This window comes from Rhodopseudomonas sp. NSM, from assembly GCF_052445935.1.
In the GTDB taxonomy this organism is placed as follows: Bacteria; Pseudomonadota; Alphaproteobacteria; order Rhizobiales; family Xanthobacteraceae; genus Rhodopseudomonas.
In genome coordinates this window covers 359,888-377,437 of record NZ_JBQTCH010000003.1, presented here as the reverse complement: position 1 = coordinate 377,437, position 17,550 = coordinate 359,888, and the positions used below count along the sequence as shown (strand labels likewise).

Sequence of the window (17,550 nt, the reverse complement as noted above, 5' to 3'; positions counted from 1 at the left end):
TCGTCATTGCGAGGAGCGCAGCGAAGCAATCCGGGCTTCGACACTCGGCGCTGGATTGCTTCGCTGCGCTCGCAATGACGAAACAGCTCGTCGAGCACCGTCCTCACCCCTTCGTCACCACCACATGCCCTCTCGCCGGCCCGCCCGAAATCGACAAATTGGCGGCCTGCGCTTCGAGTTCGGCGATCAGGCGGTCGGCGTCGGCGGCGAGCGTGTCGGGGGCCATGATCACCAGCCGCTCCAGCGCCCAGCGATAGGACGAGACGCGGCGCAGCAGGCTCTGCTGCACCCACTGCACGATCAGCGCGTTCTCCTCCATCCGGCCGATCGCGTCGGCGCGCTCGCGCGGCGACAGGTCGGAGATGTATTTCAGCGCCGCGTTGCGCTTGCGGTCGAGTTCGACCACGCGCATCGCGGTGAATTTGAACGGCTCGAACCGGGTCAGATCGTTGCGGACGTCTTCGCTGAGCGCGGAGTAGCGCGAGGTGTGCGAGCGGTGCGGCTCGTCGACCAGCATCCGGCCATAGGCGGTGCGGTCGAACGGCGGCGCCTGCCGCCAGGGTGCGGCGATCGGCTGATAGTCGCCGAACACGGTCTTCCACGCCGGCCGCTGCCGCGGCGGCTCGATCAGCGGATAGGCCATGTCGCGCAGCGTGCGCTCTTCGTCGGTGAGCTGGAAGTCGGACGGCCGCGCGCCGACGCTGCCGGTGGCCTCGATGCCGATCCAGCGATGCATGTCGTCGTTGACGAAATCGCCGCGGGTCCGGCCGAAATCGCCGCCGGCGCAGCCGCCCAGCGACAGCGCGACAAGCGCGGATAACAGACCGAGCAGCGGGGCGCGATCACCCCGGATCGGGGCCGGAGGGCTGATCGCATGCATGGCAATGGCCGGCTTCAGGAACGGGCGCGGCGACGGCGGCGGCGGCGCGGCGCATCGCCCTGCTCCGGGCCGTCGTCGTCACGCGTCTCGGCGTGGCGCTCGATCCGGATCGCCGGCAGGATCACGATCGTCGCCGGACGGTCCGGCGGAAGGACCATGGTTGAGCCCGACCTCCGCGACGCCGCGTCCGTCGGAAATTCAATGATGGTGCCCATTCTCGACCTCTCGGAGCCCTTCCTGATTTGGCATGATGCGATGTGATTAAGTCGGGTTATGGTTAACGCACTCTTAATGGCGCGGCGATCAGCGGTTGCAACCCTCGCTGGCGAAGTGCTATTTCATCCCTGTGGGTGGGGAACTTCACACGGACGCGAGGCTTTGAACGTCCATGACCGTGATTCCTCCGTCAGACTTCCGATCGCGCGCGATGGCGACGATCGGCGCACAGCCGATTGCGTTTGCGGCGGCAGCCCTGGTGCTGATCGTTTCCGGCATCGGCGCCATCTTCCTGTGGCGGGTGGCGACCGGCATGACGCCGGAGACCGAACGCGCCGCCGTGGTCGGCCGTCAGGTCCAGGCCCGCGTGGTGCAGACCTCCGAACAGATCATGGAGAAGACCAAGGGCCTGGCGATGTCGCAGCAGGAGTCGATCGACCAGTTGCAGGCGGTCCAGGATCAGTTGCACACGATCCAGCAGCTGGTCTCCGCGCAGCGCGCCGAAACCAGGAAACTGTCCGAACAGGTCGGCGAGATCGGCAACAATATCGACGGGCTGCGGCAGTCGTTCGCCTCCACCCAGCCCGGCGACGCTTCGGAGCGGCCCGCCGTCCGTTCCAAGCCGCCGGCGGTGCGGAGCAGCAGCCGCGCCAAGGCGAACAAACCCCTCCGCAAGCGAACGAAAACGCGTCGCTAGTCGGCGGCACGAACCCCGGCTTAACCATTTTCCGAGCAAGTTGATCGCGGTTGGCGGTGATCGGCTCGGGAGTTGCGGGATGCGTAGAGTTGCAATGTTGACGGCAGGGTGCAGCGCCCTGGCGGTGCTGGTCGGCCTCGGCGCCGGGCGCGCTTACTTCACGGCTCCGACCGCTCCGGCGGCTTCGGCCTCCTCGGAACTCACCACCGGCGCGATCGCGTCGCGCTGGCCGACCCCGACAGCCGAGACCTCGAAGGCTCCGGCCCCGACGGTTCAACCCGTCGTCGCCCGCGAGCCCGCGGCGATGCCCGCGCCGGCTCCGGCGCCCGCCCCGGCTCCGATGCAGCAGGCCTGCAGCAATCCCAACGCGCTCGGCATCTCGCGCACCGTCGAGATCGACAGCACCGGCGGGCCGGGCCTCGGCATGTCGCAATATCGCGACTACGACTTCCTGCAGCCCGGCGAGGTCGCACTGACCTTCGACGACGGCCCGTGGCCGGTGAACACGCCCGCCGTGCTGAACGCGCTGGCGGCGGAGTGCGTCAAGGCGGTGTTCTTCCCGATCGGCAAGCATGCGAGCTGGCATCCGGCGATCCTCAGGCAGGTGATCGCCGCCGGCCACACCGTCGGCTCGCACACCTGGTCGCACGTCAATCTCGCCGGCAAGCCGTTCGCCGAGGCGAGGACCGAGATCGAAAAAGGCATCAGCGGCGTGACGCTCGCGGCCGGTCAGCCGATCTCGCCGTTCTTCCGCTTTCCGCAGTTGCGGCAGACCGCCGAGCTCAAGGCCTATCTCGGCGAGCGCAACGTCGCGACGTTTTCGATCGACGTCGACAGCGAGGACTTCCGCATCCACAAGCCGGAGCAACTGATCACCGCGGTGATGACCAAGCTGAAGAAGACCGGCAAGGGCATCCTGCTGATGCACGACTTCCAGAAGAGCACCGCCGAAGCGCTGCCGCAACTGCTCGCCGAGCTCAAGGCCGGCGGCTACAGGATCGTGTTCATCACCGCCAGGGACAAGCTCGCGACGCTGCCGGAATACGACGCGCAGGTCGCTCCCGCGCAGCCGACCGCGAGCAATGCGCGGCCGATCGCGAGTGTGATCCGCACCGTCAAGTAATCGCCGCGGCGAGGCAATGCCGGGCGCAGCGGCGACACCGCTGCGCCTTTGCGTTTGGGCCAGCTTCATCGGTGTTAAGGAAGCCTTTTACTTAACGCGCCATTAAACCCGCCCCGCTAGGTTCGGCGGAGTTGTCCAGCTTTGCGACGCCATGACCCAACAAGCACCCTTTCCCGGTTTCGACGGACTGATGGCTCTCTCGCATCGCGAGGGCGTCGACATCCGTCCGACGCTGCTGCGGGTGCTGACCGATCTGTATGTGCAGAGCGCCTCGCACACCCGCGAGGAAGAGCAGCAGTTCGTCGAGCTGACGTCGCGGCTGATCGACCAGGTCGACGACGCGACCCGCGCGGCGGTGCGCGCGCGGCTGTCGATCTATCCGCATACGCCGCCGGCGGTTGCGATGCGGCTGGCGCTGCGCCCTTCGCCCGCGCCGCGCGCGCCGCAGGCCGCAACGATCGCGGCTGATCCGCCCGCGTCCCCGGCCCGGCCGCAGCGACCGCCGACCGAGGCCGAGCAGCGCGCGTCGAGCCTGCCGATGCAGCCCGACGACGCCGCCAAGCTCGACGAGATGTTCTTCGCCGCCACCACGCGCGAGCGCGCTCTGATCCTGCACAATCTCGCCGACGCGCCGCTGCGCCCGGCCGCCCGCATCGCTCCGCCGCGGGCGGCGCGCGCGATCGCGACGCTGCACATGGCGGCCTATGCGTCGGACGCCGAGAATTTCACCCGCGAACTCGGCGATGCGCTGATCCTGTCGGGCAGCGCCGCCGAGCGCGTGGTGTCCGACCAGGGCGGCGAGCCGCTGGCCTGCGCGATGAAGGCGCTGGGGATGCCCGGGCCGGTGTTCGAGCAGGTGCTGATGTTTCTCGATCCCGAGCTCGGCGCGTCGGTCGACCGGGTCTATCGCCTGTCGCGGCTGTATGATCGTCTCGAGGAGCGCACCGCGCTGATCATGCTGGCGGCCTGGCGCGGCGCGACCGTGGCGTCGGCGCGCGCCAAATATCGCGCGACGCTGTACGACGACGAACGCCACCGCGCCCGCGCCGCCACCCCGCAGAGCGGCCGCCCGGCGGTGCAGCCCGGCTCGGCCCTGCCGTCCCGCACCGGCACCGATCGCTCGTAGCAGCGGGCATATAGCGCGACCTGCTTCCGGGGCGTCATCCTGAGGTGCGAGCGCAGCGAGCCTCGAAGGATGAGCACGAGTCCGTGCGGCCGATCCTTCGAGGCTGCAAAGGTCCGTACACGGACCTTTGCAGCACCTCAGGATGACGCTTACCAAGTCTGACGGATCAGCCCGATTTGACGAGATCGAGAAAGTGCCGCCCGGCGCGGTCTTCGGTCTCGATGATCCAGACGTCGGGATCGAACCGGATTTCCCTGGCGAGCCGCTCGTCGACCGCGGCTTCGGGCTGCGGCTCCGTCGACACCGGCATGAACACGCGCTCGAACGGCCGGTCGTCGTCATAGGCGGTCTGCGGCGCCGGCGCGTACAGCATCGCGGTGCGGTCCGGCAGCACCACCTTGACGAACACCGCGCCCGCCTCCTCGGCGCCGCGCCGGCTCACCGCGCCGAACACGCCCTCGGACTGGCAGCGGCGCAGATAGGCCGACACCCAGATTGCACTCTTGAGTCTCATGGCGTGAGGTGTAGGCCGCCGGCCGCCGCAAAGCCAGAGCAAGCTACTCGATCGGGCGACCGGTCACCACGCCGAGCTCGCGGATCAGCCGCTCCGAGATCTGCCCCGTGACCGGCAGGCGGCGCGCGCGCTCGAAGCGCTGGATCGCGGCCTGGGTGTCGGAGCCGACGGTGCCGGTCGGCTTGAGCTGGCCGTAGCCGTATTGGGTCAGCGCGCGCTGCACCGACGCGACGCGCCGCGACGATGTGATCATGTCGCCGAGCGGATCGCGCGACGCGGTCGGAATTCCCGCCGGCGGACGCGGCACGCCGGGCGCCGCGGACGGCGCAGCAGCCGTTGCCGGCGCCGAGGCAGTGCGGGACGGCGCGGTGGTGCGCACGAGATGGCCGAGCGGATCGTTCGGATCGGCATCGGCGGCGCGAACGCGCGGATGCGGATCGGCGCGCTTGGCCTCCGCGGGGCGGGTCTCCGCGGGACGAGACTCGGCGGGGCGAGTCTCGGCGGGCCTGATCTCGATGTGTTTCGGCTCGGCCGCTCTGGATTCGGCCGGCTTCGGCTCGGCGGCCTTCACGCCGGTGGCGGTCGGCTCCAGCAGTGCGGCGTCGAACGCCTTGCTCTCGGCGCGCGTATCGACCGGGCGCGGACGCGGCAGCGTCACCACCGACACCGAGGACGACGCGGCCACGCTGCGCCCGAACATCGGCGACGGGTGATGGCCGGCCTGCATGAACATCGCATTGGAGACGATGGCGATCACCGCGGCGGTCGCGAACATCGCGGCGACGACGTCCTTCGGGCTGCGCGTCAACAGGCGCATCGCAAAGCTCCGCTCGTCGCTGTCCGCGACGACGGCCGCAGCGGCGCCACGGCGTCGCCGCGGCGCGTCGTCGTCCTTCCGGGTCTTAGGCACTCTTCTTCACCTGATAGTCTGGCAGTTTCGGCTCGGGCGGCTGCGGCGGCGCGAGCGGCGTGACGTTGTTGGGCACCGGCTGCGCCAGCGGCAGCGATACCGTGACGGTCGTGCCGAGATCAACCTCGCTCTTCACCTCGATGTCGCCGCCGTGCAATCCGACCAGGCTCTTGACGATCGACAGGCCGAGGCCGGTGCCTTCGTGACGGCGCTGATAGGTCTTGCCGGCCTGAAAGAACGGATCGCCGATCCGCTTCAGATCCTCCGCCGCGATTCCGACGCCGGTGTCGCTGACGCGCAGCACCAGCCGCGCGCCTTCCACCGCGGCGTCGACCGACACGGTGCCGCCGCGCTCGGTGAACTTGATCGCGTTCGACACCAGGTTGAGCAGGATCTGCTTGAACGCGCGCGGATCGCCGACGATCTCCGGCAGGTTTTCCGGCGCGCGCGTCACCAGGTCGATGCCGTTCTCGCGCGCTTTCAGCGCCAGCAGGTTGCAGCAATTCAGCAGCGCCGGTCGCGGCGCGAACGGCTCCGGCGCGATCTCGAAATTGCCGGACTCGATCTTCGACATGTCGAGGATGCCGTTGACCACCGACAGCAGATGCTGGCCGGAATCGTTGATGAGCTGCGCATATTCCTTGCGTCGCTCGGGCGCGAGCATCAGCTCGTCCTCGTGCAGGATCATGTCGGAGAAGCCGATCACCGCGTTCAGCGGCGTACGCAATTCGTGACTCATGGTGGCGAGGAAGCGGCTCTTGGTGGCGTCGGCGCGGCCGGCCTCGGCGCGCGCCTCCTCCAGCGCCTGCTCCTGCTGCTTGCGGTCCGTGACGTCGCGCATCACCGCGACCACGTCGGCCTCGCCCGCCGCGCGCACGGCCCCCGCCTCGAACGGCCGGCACCGCATCTCCAGCCAGATGAATTCCGGCGCGCTCGGCCGGCCGCGATCGTCGCGCGCCACCTCGCGGCGAACGCGGAACTCGACGCTGCGCGCCTCGCCGCCGCGGCCGGCGTCCGACAGCGCCTTCAGATAGGCCGGACGGTCGGCGACATGGACGCGATCGAACAGCCCGTGCCCGGACAGAGACGACGCCGGCACGCCGATCAGCGCTTCCACCGCCGGCGAAATGAACTGCACCGCGCCGTTGCGGCCGTGGCGCGAGATGACGTCGCTCATATGCCGGGCGAGCAGCCGGTAGCGCTCCTCCTCGACGCTGAGCAGCGTGTCGCTGGTACGCGTCAGGGATTCGGATCCGAATGCGAGGCCGGCCGCGTAGAGCGTCGCCGACGCGACGCTGACCGCCATCAGCGCGGCGTGCGACAGGTCGCCGGCCGGCGCCGCGGGCAGCCAGCCGAACTGGCCCATCGCGATCAGCGCCGCCGCGGCGCCGAGCGCCAGCATCGCCGCAAAGGTGACGACGCGGCGCGACGCCGACAATGCCGATTCGAGCGGCACCAGGATCAACCAGATCGCGGCGAACGACGCGATCCCGCCGGTGAGCGAGGCGATCACCAGGATCAGGCTCGTCAGCGACAGCGACGACAGCACATGCGCGCTTTCGTAGCGGCCGGTGCGCGACAGGAACCACGACAGCAGAATCGGCGCGATCAGCCAGGCGAAGGCGAGCGCCTCGAGCGCGGTCGGCGCGCCGCGCATCGCGAGGTAGATCGGAAACGCGGCGAATGCAGCGAGGCTGCCGAGCAGGCGCGGCGCGATGAAGGCGCGATGCCGCGCGCTTGCCAGCGCGTCGAATCGCGCCGACGGATGCAGCAATGCATCGAGACTGTCGCTGATGATTTTAGATATTGCCACGCCGGCCGCGCTCGCTATCGCCTCATGGCGGGAGGTAGTTCTCCCGCTTCTGGTTGGCTCAACGTGTCAGAGCGACCTTAAACGAACGCTAAGGCAAACCAACACCGCGCGGCGTCGCCGGATTTGCGCGGCGTTCGTCGCCGCATTCGGCACGGATGGTGAATGCATCGTTTCGAAACCGGCGGCGATATGGTTTCGAATTGGTGGACGCGCAAATCGTGTGATCCCGAAACCCGAGTTCCATCAATCGAATATTTACGCCGAATCGCTTCGCCGCTTGGTCTTTACCGATTTTCCTCGAATTGTAAGTAACCAAAACACTCCGGATTCATCGGCGAAAGCTAGGGAAGGATTCGATTGCGAGGACAATCGCAACGGGAATTGGACGACGGGGTCGCGAGATGTTTTTTCTGCTTCGATTGACGTTCTGGCTCGGGCTCGTTCTGGTGCTGCTGCCGCGGGAGCAGACGCCGGAGTCCGAAAACCTGCCGCAGGTCGGCGCGTCCGAAGCGGTGTCGGCCGCGAGCGCGGCGGTGTCGGATTTCAGTCAATTCTGCAAGCGCCAGCCGGCCGCCTGCGAGATCGGCGAACACGCCGCCAGCGTGATCGGCCATCGCGCGCAGGAGGGCGCGCGCAAGATCTACCGGATCATCATCGACAAGCGCTCGAGCGACGAGACCGGATCGATCGACGACGTCGAAGGCGGCGACGATATCGCGACCGGCATTGCGCCGCGCGATACGCTGACCCCCGGCGACCTGCAGGTCGAATGGCGCCCGCCCGGCGCGGACACCACCACGAACTGACGCCGCGTTCCGACTTTCAGACGACGGCCTTTCAGACGGCCGCCGCCGATATCGCTTTCGAGCGGTCGCAATACCATATATCTGTACGACGAGGTCCGCTGCGGGCCGCGACGAACAGATACGGGTCATGATGACGATCGACGAAATCCGGGACAATTTCGCGCTGCTGGACGATTGGGACGATCGTTATCGCTACGTGATCGAACTCGGCCGGATGCTCGATCCGATGCCCGAGGACGAGCACTCCACGGCCAACAAGGTCAATGGCTGCGCCAGCCAGGTCTGGCTGTCGCGCCGGCTGACACACAACGCCGACAACGAGCCGGTGCTGAACTATCTCGGCGACAGCGACGCCCACATCGTGCGCGGGCTGATCGCGATCCTGCTGTCGATGGTGTCGGGCCGCACGCCGAAACAGATTCTGGCGGCCGAGCCGATCGCGGTGTTCGACGAACTCGGCTTCCGCGAGCATTTGACGCCGCAGCGCTCCAACGGGCTGCGCGCGATGATCGAACGCATCAAGGCCGACGCCCACGCGACACTGGCGGCGTCGAGCTGATCCGCAAAGCGGCTTGGTTTCGACGTGTCGCAGTGAACCCGCGTTCGTCATTCCGGGGCGCGCCACCGGGTCCGGCCTTCGGCCGGCCCGATGACAGGCTCCGCGCGAACCCGGAATCCATATGCACGGACCGAAAATGCAGGCAGCAGAATCGGTCGCTTAATTCGCAATTCACGCCGTCATGGCCGGGCTTGTCCCGGCCATCCACGCCTTGCTTGCAGCTTCCGCTGCAGAACGTGGATGTCCGGCACAACGCCGGGCATGACGAGTTGAAGCGAAAGTGCCTGATTTCATAGGCCGTATTTGCTCGGGGGCGCGCTACCCAACCACGAACTCCGCCCCCTCGGCCAGCCAGCTCCGCAGCTTCGGCCGCGCCGTCCCGGACGGCGGCGCGAGGCCGTAGTGCCGCGCCAGGCGATCGAGCGCGAGCTGCAGCACCACCTTGGCCGAGCGCGCCGGCCAGCCGCGTTCGCGCTCGACGTCCTCGAGCCCGCGCAGGAAGCAGCAGACGTCGAGCAGGATGCCGGCAAATTCCGGCCCGCAGGCCTCCACCGCGTGCTGCACGCGCTGGCGCGACGCCACCACCAGATCGGTCATCTCGCCGGCCCCGCCGCCGCCACCGGTCGGCGCGGCCCAGCTCGAGGTCACCCGCGGCGTCAGCTGGCCGCGGGTGAAATCGGCGCGCAGCCGCTCGCCGGCGACGAACTGGTGATTGCTGATCAGGCTGCGGCCGTCGCGGCCCTTGCGCCGCGCCAGCCACGCCAGCGGGCTTTCGCCGTCGTCGATGGTGACGCAGGCCAGGCCGTCGTCGGTCATGATGGCGCGCTCCGCCAGCGTCAGATGCTGGGCGCGGAACGCATCGATCTCCGCCTTGCCGGCGTCGCGCGTACTCGCATGGCGGCTGCGGCGCTTCATCGTGCGGCTCCCTTGCGTCGGGAAACCGCCGGAGCGCTGGCGCACGGAACAGAAGTGGGAGCGGGGGGGGAGGCGGAGGCGGAGTTCCGCCGCAGAATCGCAATCAACATGGTGCCGACCTCTTCGAGAATATCCATGAAAGGAATATATTCTCATTAGACCGGCGCCGCAATCCCCCGCCCACAAATTATCGGACTTTTTTCCTCGCCGGGCAAGCCCCCAGATTCGTCATTCCGGGGCGGGCGAAGCGCGAACATGCAATTGGCCATTTCAAATGGGCAGCGTGGCAACTTCAAATGTCACCCCTTCCGGAAGGCTGCGGCGCTAGGTGTGCCTAGGCGAAATGGTTGGCGATCCAGCGGATCAGGGATGTCGAGCGGTAAACCACCAACCTGTCCCGCACCTTCGCGATGACGTCGAGACCTCCATCACTCGTCACAGACATCGAGTTGACGTCTCCGACGTAGCGTGTCCGGAGCGTCTGGTTGGCAGCGATTGCTTCACGTTGGATGACGCCCGGTGCAGACGTTTCGACTGTTAACAAAGGCCACGGCGGAACCCACCAGGTTTCGATCAGATTGCCAAACTGCACGTAGCGAACGTCGCTGACGCCTTCAAAATTCAGCGTGAACCCATCCGGCCGGGTGGTCATGACGTAGTCTTTGGGGGCCACGGCTTCGACCCGCGTGAGGTCCACAAACGCGACCAGGATCAAGCCAGCCAGGGCCGCGGAGATTCGATTGTTCTTCAGCAACGAAATAGCCATCAGAAGAATAAGTCCGGCGGAGCCGATCATCCAAAATGCAATCGCGCGGCTCGTCGTTGCGTCGGTCACTTCCACCGGGATGAGCAGGCCGGGATGGAAATGGCCGACAGCGTCGAACATCGCCTGCCAAGTGATGGGGGCCTGCCGGTTATTGAGCATCGCGTTCGGAGCCGCGATGAACACGACCGTATTCGCCAGCGTCGCCACTGTCAGCGCGACGAGAACCACCCGCTGCAGGACTGATCGGCCACACTCGATCACGATCGTCAATCCCACCGTCAGCATCGGGATCGAGAGTATCCAGAACCGCGCCGGCCAGCATTCGCCGGGGTTGATACCCATTCCAGTAATCGCCGCAATCACCGCCAGCGCCAGCCCTTGCCTCGATCCGTTGATGCCCTTCCACGCACCCACGATCAGCCCGACATAACCGAGCAGCCAAACTGGAGCGTAAACGATCAGGCCGTGCCTGACGTTGAAAAGCTGCATCGAGATCACGGAGTACCACGCCGAGGGCGGCATCGGCCGCACCGTAAGAACGGGTCCGAAGATCCCGCCATAGATGGCGATATTCAGTGCAAAGAAAATTGCGCCGGCTAGCGACGCCGCCAAAAGCATATACACGACAAGTGACCGCTTGCCCTGCTGGTAAAGCTGCCAAAGCAGCCAGAGGAACAGAGCGGCGGCCACGACGCACCCGCGCATCTGAATGAACGGGATCGCCATCAGGATCGCAGCCGTGAGCGCGTGACCGCCAGTCGTCCTCGAAGGAGTCTGCAGCCGATCCCACGCGCAGCACACCGCCGCGAAAAGGAACGACTCCATGTAGAAGAGATGCAAGTAGGGCAGCAGCGGAATGGACAGTCCCGCCAAAGCCACCGCAATCAGTGCCGCCCGATCCTCGGCAGCGCGGGCGCAAATACGAAACAGGCACAGCAGTCCGAATAACCCCACCAGCAACGAACAAGCGCGCAGGCCTGCAAGTCCGAAAACACTCGCGACCGGGGACAGGACGGCGGGCACGTAAACGGAATTGAACAGGGGCGTTCCGGGCGGAACAGGCAACCAGTTGGCCGCGACGCCAGTCGCGCGCATATGCAGATCGCTCCACTCTGGAAGTGCCATTGTGAATCTGCCGTCGAGAGCTGCCGTCGCGTACATCAGATAGCGAGGCTCATCGCCGGTGAGGGCTTGAAACGGCGAGAGCAGGACGGCCGCGCAGATCAAAACGAGAGAAAAGAACAGCGCGAAACTTCGTCGGCCAAAATCGACCTCAGCAGCAAACGTTGACATAGTGCATTCCAAACTACGTGAATGATGTCGCATGCCACAACACGAGCGCGAAAGTGGCCCGAGGTCGCTAACTACCTAACGCGAGTGTAATACACCGTACTGTGCGCGCTGCGCGGTTTTGGCTTTTCATCGTGACGAAGCCGGCGCGATCAAGGAGATCGAAGTAACACCCTGCATAAAAATCATTCCCAAAAAATATCCAAAATCTCTCGGCGTTGCATATACTGTGCGTTGCATTCCCGCAACGCATGGACAACCCAACTGAGTACCGTTGATGCGGAAATTTTGGAGAAAGATGGACTACGACATCGACTGGCGCGAGATCGCGGATGCCGAGTGGATCAAAGCCGAACGGCTATCAGGGGCTTCGCACTCCACACTTGCACCCCGCTGAACTGGGCTACATGACCCCATTCTCGAAGGCAGGCTTTTGCGGAACGGTATTGCCAGCCGCCACGGGGTAAATCGACCGACCCGACGTCTGCCAGAAGGTATATTCTGCGGCGCGACCGACAAAGCCATTGGAGAACCGGGAACCGGGAGCGAAGCCGGTCGCGGTGACATTGCCAATACCAGCGGAAGAGATCACAGAAGTTGCCCCGGATCCCATGACCTGAGATCTAACGTTTGGCACTGAGTTGTGCGGGTTGGCGAAGGTGACGTTTGCATCAGCCGACGCGTCACCTGCGACCTTGCACCGCGGAAGCATCGTCAAGAAGCAATTGGCCAAGAGTTAGCCAACACGATGATCGCGTCTCTGGCGCCGAAGGCCGGATCATCAACTATCGGTCGGGCGACGTCGCAACGTTCGTCCGGTGCTGCAACGGGATTACGTGCCGCTGACGGAGAGGCCGCGGTGGCATTTCACCGGTCGGCAGGAGTTCGAGCGGACCCGCGTCGACGACATTCGTCGCGGTCCCTACTCCCGCTTACTTGCTGCGCCGACGCCGCTGTTGTCCGAGGCCCATCTTCTTGGCGAGTTGCGAGCGCTCGACCGCGTAGTTCGGCGCGACCATCGGGTAGTCGGCCGGCAGGCCCCATTTCTCGCGGTACTGCTCGGGGGTCATCTTGTACTGCGTGCGCAGGTGCCGCTTCAGCGACTTGAAGCGTTTGCCGTCCTCGAGACAGATCAGATATTCCGGCGTCATCGACTTCTTCAGCGGAACCGCGGGCTTGGCCGGCTCCAGCGCCGGCGCTTCCGCGCGGCCGCTCGACAGCCGCTGCAGGGCGGCGTGCACCTGCCCGAGCAGGCCCGGAACATCGCCCGCCGGCGTCGGATTGTTGCTGACATAGGCCGACACGATGGTCGCGGTCAGTTCGATCAAGCTCTTGCCCGCGGCGTCGCTCATCAAGGTTTGTCCAATTGCTGATGGCCGGCCGCGGGTGCTCCGCGCCTCGCCAGTCGAATCTTGTCGGTTTGCTCGACGATGATCGGAACGCTGCGTTCGAAACGCAACGAAGACTTGCCGGGAGAAGAATTGCCGGGAGAACAATTGCCGGGAGAAGAATTGCCCAGAGACTTGGCTGGCCAGGACTTTATTTCGCGCCGTTCAGCCGACGCAAGGTAGACCAACAGCTTACGCGCGCTGGTCGAGATGCTCGCGCAGTTCGTCGATCGAGGCGAACCTCATCATGCCTTCGGGCATCTGCGCCTCGATCGAGCCGTCGGAATACAGCGAATAGGCCATGCCATCGACGACGCCCGATTTGAGCACCGTCACCTCGGTCATCTCCTCGCTGCGCGGCGGCGGCGAACGTTCCGGCAAGGCCGGGCGTTCCGGCACGCCGATCGGCGGCTCCTGCCCGTCGTCGTCGCCGACCGGCGGCCGGCTCCGGCGCACACCGGCGTCGCCGCGCGGCCGCTCGGATTCCGGCCAGGCCTCCTCGAAGGTCCGCGGCGGGAAAGCCGGCGGTGCGGCCGCGGGCCCGGCCGAAGCGCCGTCGGCCTCGGCCGTGCCGCCCGACCGGGCGGCGGCGCGCTCGCGCTCTTTCCGCGAACTCGAGAACAGCAGGTTCCGCTTCTTGGGCGTCGATTCGTCCTCGGGCGGCGGCGGTGCCGCGACCGGCTCGCGCAGGCGCGGGCGGAGTCGGTCCCGCGTCGACGCTTCGTCCTGCCACGGCATCGAGGCGGCCCGGCCCGCTTCCGGCGGCGGGGCCGGTGGCGTCTCCAGTTCGGGCCCGGAACGATCGCCGGCAAACAGCGGGCCGTCCTGGCCGTCGGCCGGACTGGACGACGCCGGCGGCGGCGGGAACAATGGCCGCAGCTTCGCCGGCGCGCGCTCGCCCGGAATCCGCTCCGCCGCAGCCTCGTCCCCGGCTCCCAGCGCCCGCATTTCGCGCAAGACGGCATACAGGCCGAGCAGAATCGCGCCGGTGCAGCCACCGATGACGCCCGACATGATCAGGGTATTGCCGAAGCTGAATTCCTTGACCGGCACGCCGAACACGATCGACACCAGGCCGGCCAACAGGAAGCCAATTCCGGCCACCAGCAGAAAAATCATCCCAAACTCCCGTCCGCCGCAGCTCGCGCGGCGGTCGCCTGTGGCACGATAACGTCATATGAACCGCAACGGCAATCGCCGTTCCGGCTTGCAAACAACTTGTTGGGTGTGGTTTCGGACGATTTCGCCGCCCGCGAGCGGGCCGAGGGCCGTTCCAGGCCCTGCCCGTCCGGGTTCGCCGGCGCCGCCAAATCATGACTGCTGCGCGTGCCGCGACTTGCTGCGAAGCATTCGCACGACTAACCTCGCCGGCAACAAGATCGTCGAGCAACCAGAGGGAACGCCATGTCGCCAGCGGAAGCACGCCTGAGAGAAGTCCCGTCGGATATGACGGAGGCCGAGTGGGAGCAGCGGGTCAATCTCGCCGCCTGCTATCGCCTGGTCGCCTATTACGGCTGGGACGATCTGGTCGACACCCACATCTCGGCGCGGGTTCCGGGGCCGGAGCATCACTTCCTGATCAATCCCTACGGCCTGATGTTCGACGAGATCACCGCCTCCAGCCTGGTCAAGGTCGACCTCGACGGCAACCAGCTCACCCAGAGCCAGTACAAGATCAACCCGGCCGGCTTCACCATCCATTCGGCGGTCCACGAGGTCCGCGAGGACGCCGGCTGCGTGATGCATCTGCACACCGCGGACGGCACCGCGGTGGCGAGCTGCATGGAGGGCCTGCTGCCCTTGAACCAGACCGCGCATTTCGTCACCGGCGACCTCGCCTATCACGACTACGAAGGCGTCGCGCTCGATCACGACGAGCGCCCACGGCTGCAGCGCGACCTCGGCAAGAAGAACCACATGCTGCTGCGCAATCACGGCACCCTCACCGTCGGCCGCTCGGTCGCCTCGGCGTTCGAGCGGATGTATCACCTCGAGCGCGCCTGCACGATGCAGGTCCGCACAAGGATGCTGGGCCCGACCGCCTATCCGGTCGAGAACGTCGTGATCGACAAGAACCACACGCTGATCGCCAATCAGGACGCGATGGAGCTGCGCTCCACCAAGCTGGTCTGGCCGCCGCTGCTACGCAAGCTCGACCGCATGGACCCGAGCTACCGCAATTGAAATCGCAGCGCATCTGATGTAGACTTTGGTCACACCCCTCTACGCGATTGAAGACAAACGCCGCCCAATTCCGGGCGGCGTTTTTGCGTTGGGCGGCGTCGCGTCGAGATAGATGACAGGACGATGACGTAATTATTTCGCCGCTTGTTTCATCACCGCCTCGTGCGTGCAGACGATGCACCGCGCGGCACTCATCAGTTCGCATCATATCGATCCTGTTTCCGACAAGTCAGCATTGTGTGTTTACCGAATTTTGTTTTCTGCCGACCATTGGTGGCGCCGCCACTCGAACTAACGAGTGACGATCGCGCGAAACCACAGCGTTCGCAGAATTCGTCAACAATTCCCGGTCACTTGATGCGTCTGTCGTTTTCCGTCTTGAAAATTCAATTGAAGTCGCTGTTCGGTCGCATCAGGATCGGCCTCAGAATTCAGATCGCATTGCTGGGATTGACCGGCGTCGCGCTGGTCGGCACGGCCTGCCTCGTCGGGCTGCGCTACGCAGCGCAATCCGAGCAACAATCCGAGGCGAGCGTCATGCTACGCTTCAATGTCATGCAGTTGTCATCCGACTATCTGCAGGCCGGCTTGATCGCCAACGATTTCCTTCGCAGATCGGACGAAAAGCTGATCGCGCAGCACGACGTCGTCGCCGGGGCTGCCAGGCAGCGGCTGCAGGAGATCGAACGCAGTCTCAGCGAGGCCGCCGGCGACGAGGCCGCCAAGCAGTCGGCCGCATTGCTCACCGGGCTGAACCTGTATCTCACCCGCTTTCAGAATCTGATGTCGGCGAAACGGGTGCTGGGGCTGACCGAGGCCGAGGGGCTGCAAGGCAGACTGCGCGACGCGACCCGAAACATCGAAGCCGCGCTCGCCGAGGTCGACGATCCCCGGCTGTCGGTGCTGATGCTGACCATGCGGCGGCTCGAGAAGGACTTCATCCAGAAGGGCAGCGAGAAATACGGCGACGATCTGATCGAGCGGGCGTCGGACTTCGCCGACACGCTGAAGGCCGGCGCGCTTCCGGCGGACCGGAAGAAAGAGCTCGCCACGTTGATCGCGGCCTACAAATCCAGTTTCCTCGCCTTCATGGTCAGCCAGCAGAGCCTGAACGAGGAGATCGAGGATTTCGCCTCCGTCTTCGCCCGCAACCGTCCGACGCTGGACGCGCTGATCAGGACGGCGGAGCAGCGCTATCAGGCGTCGCAGGCGAGCGCGGTGCGCGTCAAGGCGCTGCTGGAATGGATCGTCGGCGGGGTCACCCTGGCGATGGGGCTGGTCGCCCTGCTGGTCGGGCAGCGCATCGCCGGCTCGATCGCGCGGACCACCGCCGCGATGCAGCGGCTCGCCGCCGGAGACTTCGACGCGGTGCTGCCGGGGCTGCATCGCAACGATGAAATCGGCGCCATGGCGCGCGCCGTGGAAACCTTCAAGGTCGGCTCGAAACAGGCCGCCCTCGCGGAGGCCGATGCGACGCTGGCGCGACAGCAGATCGAAGCGGAGCGGCGCAAGACCGAGATGAACACGCTCGCCGACGAATTCGAGGTCGCCGTCGGCAAGGTGATCGAGACGGTGTTCCAGGCGTCCTCCTCGCTCGAAACCTCGGCCGGCTCGTTGACCGAGACCGCCGAATCCTCCCGGCAGCTCACCATCGCGACCGCGGCCGTCTCGTCCGACGTCAGTGCCTATGTGCGCACGGTCGCGGCTTCGGCCGAGCATCTGCTGGTCTCGGTCGACGACATCGGCCAGCGGATCGTCGAGTCCACCAGGATCACCGACGAGGCGGTGCAGCAGACCCGGCAGACCAACGCGCACGTGCTGCAACTCGCGCGCGCCGGCGATCGCATCGGCGACATCGTCGGCATCATCGAATCGATCGCCAGGCAGACCAATCTTCTGGCCCTGAACGCCACCATCGAAGCCGCCCGCGCCGGCGACGCCGGTCGCGGCTTCGCCGTCGTCGCGTTCGAAGTCAAAGCCCTCGCCGAGCAGACCGCGAAGGCGACCCAGGATATCCAGCGGCAGGTGGCGGACATCCAGCAGGCGACCAGATCATCGGCCGGCTCGATCGAACAGATCGTCGGCACGATCGGGCGCATCTCCGAAACCATCGCGACGATCGCCGCGGCGATCGAACGGCAGGGCCACGAGACCCGGGCGATCTCCGGCAACGTCAAGAAGGCCGCCGACGAAACCACCCAGGTCGGGACCAGCATCGAAGGCGTTCAGCGCGGCGCCGAAATCGTCGGGATCGCATCCCGCGAGGTGTTCGCTGCGGCGACATCGCTGTCCAGCGACAGCAACGCGCTGCGGCGCCAGGTCGCCGAATTCCTCGTCTCGGTTCGCTCGGCGTAGCGCGTATT

At 66.1% G+C, this 17,550-nt stretch carries 16 protein-coding genes; 7 read left to right on the top strand and 9 right to left on the bottom strand.

Annotated features, from left to right (window positions below; all coding sequences use genetic code 11):
* Positions 1-103 precede the first annotated feature (103 nt).
* The gene (locus ACTZWT_RS10105; RefSeq protein ID WP_444769538.1) at positions 104-880 is read right to left on the bottom strand and encodes a hypothetical protein; all 777 of its coding nucleotides are present in this window, start codon (positions 878-880) and stop codon (positions 104-106) included.
* 14 nt (positions 881-894) lie between these two features.
* Positions 895-1,095, bottom strand: a complete 201-nt coding sequence (locus ACTZWT_RS10100; protein WP_444769537.1) for a hypothetical protein — start codon at positions 1,093-1,095, stop codon at positions 895-897.
* Positions 1,096-1,268: 173 nt separating this feature from the next.
* Here ACTZWT_RS10100 and ACTZWT_RS10095 point away from each other — a divergent pair, with 173 nt between their 5' ends.
* The 3 genes from ACTZWT_RS10095 to ACTZWT_RS10085 all read left to right on the top strand — a co-directional run bounded on the left by ACTZWT_RS10095 (position 1,269) and on the right by ACTZWT_RS10085 (position 4,042).
* Positions 1,269-1,793 carry a hypothetical protein gene (locus ACTZWT_RS10095; protein ID WP_444769536.1) on the top strand — a complete coding sequence of 175 codons (525 nt, stop codon included), beginning with the start codon at positions 1,269-1,271 and terminating at the stop codon, positions 1,791-1,793.
* A 79-nt stretch (positions 1,794-1,872) separates the two neighbouring features.
* Positions 1,873-2,916: a polysaccharide deacetylase family protein gene (locus tag ACTZWT_RS10090; protein ID WP_444769535.1), complete on the top strand. Its 1,044-nt coding sequence runs from the start codon at positions 1,873-1,875 to the stop codon at positions 2,914-2,916.
* A gap of 151 nt (positions 2,917-3,067) precedes the next feature.
* Positions 3,068-4,042 (top strand): DUF2336 domain-containing protein, encoded by a 975-nt coding sequence (locus ACTZWT_RS10085; RefSeq protein ID WP_444769534.1) that lies wholly within the window; start codon positions 3,068-3,070, stop codon positions 4,040-4,042.
* Between the two features lie 166 nt (positions 4,043-4,208).
* Here ACTZWT_RS10085 and ACTZWT_RS10080 read toward each other — a convergent pair whose 3' ends face one another.
* Genes ACTZWT_RS10080 through ACTZWT_RS10070 form a run of 3 tightly spaced genes read right to left on the bottom strand, consistent with a single transcriptional unit; the run spans position 4,209 to position 7,279 of the window.
* A complete protein-coding gene (locus ACTZWT_RS10080; RefSeq protein ID WP_444769533.1) occupies positions 4,209-4,556 on the bottom strand; it encodes a DUF1491 family protein in 348 nt (115 codons plus the stop codon).
* A gap of 43 nt (positions 4,557-4,599) precedes the next feature.
* Entirely contained in the window at positions 4,600-5,466 is an 867-nt protein-coding gene (locus ACTZWT_RS10075) for a peptidoglycan-binding domain-containing protein (RefSeq protein ID WP_444769532.1), read from the bottom strand.
* Positions 5,459-7,279, bottom strand: a complete 1,821-nt coding sequence (locus ACTZWT_RS10070; protein ID WP_444769531.1) for a PAS domain-containing sensor histidine kinase — start codon at positions 7,277-7,279, stop codon at positions 5,459-5,461. Before ACTZWT_RS10070 ends, ACTZWT_RS10075 begins: the two co-directional genes overlap by 8 nt.
* Before the next feature lie 401 nt (positions 7,280-7,680).
* Between ACTZWT_RS10070 and ACTZWT_RS10065 the strand changes: the two genes are divergently transcribed.
* Both ACTZWT_RS10065 and ACTZWT_RS10060 read left to right on the top strand, forming a co-directional pair.
* Positions 7,681-8,085 carry a DUF5330 domain-containing protein gene (locus tag ACTZWT_RS10065; RefSeq protein ID WP_444769530.1) on the top strand — a complete coding sequence of 135 codons (405 nt, stop codon included), beginning with the start codon at positions 7,681-7,683 and terminating at the stop codon, positions 8,083-8,085.
* Between the two features lie 130 nt (positions 8,086-8,215).
* Positions 8,216-8,644: a SufE family protein gene (locus ACTZWT_RS10060; protein WP_444769894.1), complete on the top strand. Its 429-nt coding sequence runs from the start codon at positions 8,216-8,218 to the stop codon at positions 8,642-8,644.
* A 318-nt stretch (positions 8,645-8,962) separates the two neighbouring features.
* On the opposite strand, the gene ACTZWT_RS10055 is transcribed toward ACTZWT_RS10060, so the two are convergent.
* The 4 genes from ACTZWT_RS10055 to ACTZWT_RS10040 form a co-directional block, all read right to left on the bottom strand.
* Positions 8,963-9,559, bottom strand: a complete 597-nt coding sequence (locus ACTZWT_RS10055) for a DUF6456 domain-containing protein (protein WP_444769529.1) — start codon at positions 9,557-9,559, stop codon at positions 8,963-8,965.
* A 334-nt stretch (positions 9,560-9,893) separates the two neighbouring features.
* On the bottom strand, positions 9,894-11,618 hold the full coding sequence (locus ACTZWT_RS10050) for a hypothetical protein (protein WP_444769528.1): 1,725 nt from the start codon (positions 11,616-11,618) through the stop codon (positions 9,894-9,896).
* A gap of 929 nt (positions 11,619-12,547) precedes the next feature.
* Positions 12,548-12,967, bottom strand: coding sequence for a MucR family transcriptional regulator (locus tag ACTZWT_RS10045; RefSeq protein ID WP_444769527.1), 420 nt, complete (start codon positions 12,965-12,967; stop codon positions 12,548-12,550).
* Positions 12,968-13,195: 228 nt separating this feature from the next.
* Positions 13,196-14,122, bottom strand: coding sequence for a hypothetical protein (locus ACTZWT_RS10040; protein ID WP_444769526.1), 927 nt, complete (start codon positions 14,120-14,122; stop codon positions 13,196-13,198).
* Between the two features lie 285 nt (positions 14,123-14,407).
* Here ACTZWT_RS10040 and ACTZWT_RS10035 point away from each other — a divergent pair, with 285 nt between their 5' ends.
* Together ACTZWT_RS10035 and ACTZWT_RS10030 are read left to right on the top strand one after the other, a co-directional pair.
* A complete protein-coding gene (locus ACTZWT_RS10035) occupies positions 14,408-15,187 on the top strand; it encodes a class II aldolase/adducin family protein (protein WP_444769525.1) in 780 nt (259 codons plus the stop codon).
* Positions 15,188-15,577: 390 nt separating this feature from the next.
* Complete coding sequence (locus ACTZWT_RS10030) at positions 15,578-17,542, top strand: methyl-accepting chemotaxis protein (protein WP_444769524.1); 1,965 nt, start codon at positions 15,578-15,580, stop codon at positions 17,540-17,542.
* Positions 17,543-17,550 lie beyond the last annotated feature (8 nt).

Coding starts and splice junctions, on each gene's coding strand:
- ACTZWT_RS10105 (WP_444769538.1), bottom strand. CDS start 880: ATGCATGCGATCAGCCCTCCGGCCCCGATCCGGGGTGATCGCGCCCCG.
- ACTZWT_RS10100 (WP_444769537.1), bottom strand. CDS start 1,095: ATGGGCACCATCATTGAATTTCCGACGGACGCGGCGTCGCGGAGGTCG.
- ACTZWT_RS10095 (WP_444769536.1), top strand. CDS start 1,269: ATGACCGTGATTCCTCCGTCAGACTTCCGATCGCGCGCGATGGCGACG.
- ACTZWT_RS10090 (WP_444769535.1), top strand. CDS start 1,873: ATGCGTAGAGTTGCAATGTTGACGGCAGGGTGCAGCGCCCTGGCGGTG.
- ACTZWT_RS10085 (WP_444769534.1), top strand. CDS start 3,068: ATGACCCAACAAGCACCCTTTCCCGGTTTCGACGGACTGATGGCTCTC.
- ACTZWT_RS10080 (WP_444769533.1), bottom strand. CDS start 4,556: ATGAGACTCAAGAGTGCAATCTGGGTGTCGGCCTATCTGCGCCGCTGC.
- ACTZWT_RS10065 (WP_444769530.1), top strand. CDS start 7,681: ATGTTTTTTCTGCTTCGATTGACGTTCTGGCTCGGGCTCGTTCTGGTG.
- ACTZWT_RS10060 (WP_444769894.1), top strand. CDS start 8,216: ATGACGATCGACGAAATCCGGGACAATTTCGCGCTGCTGGACGATTGG.
- ACTZWT_RS10055 (WP_444769529.1), bottom strand. CDS start 9,559: ATGAAGCGCCGCAGCCGCCATGCGAGTACGCGCGACGCCGGCAAGGCG.
- ACTZWT_RS10050 (WP_444769528.1), bottom strand. CDS start 11,618: ATGTCAACGTTTGCTGCTGAGGTCGATTTTGGCCGACGAAGTTTCGCG.
- ACTZWT_RS10045 (WP_444769527.1), bottom strand. CDS start 12,967: ATGAGCGACGCCGCGGGCAAGAGCTTGATCGAACTGACCGCGACCATC.
- ACTZWT_RS10040 (WP_444769526.1), bottom strand. CDS start 14,122: ATGATTTTTCTGCTGGTGGCCGGAATTGGCTTCCTGTTGGCCGGCCTG.
- ACTZWT_RS10035 (WP_444769525.1), top strand. CDS start 14,408: ATGTCGCCAGCGGAAGCACGCCTGAGAGAAGTCCCGTCGGATATGACG.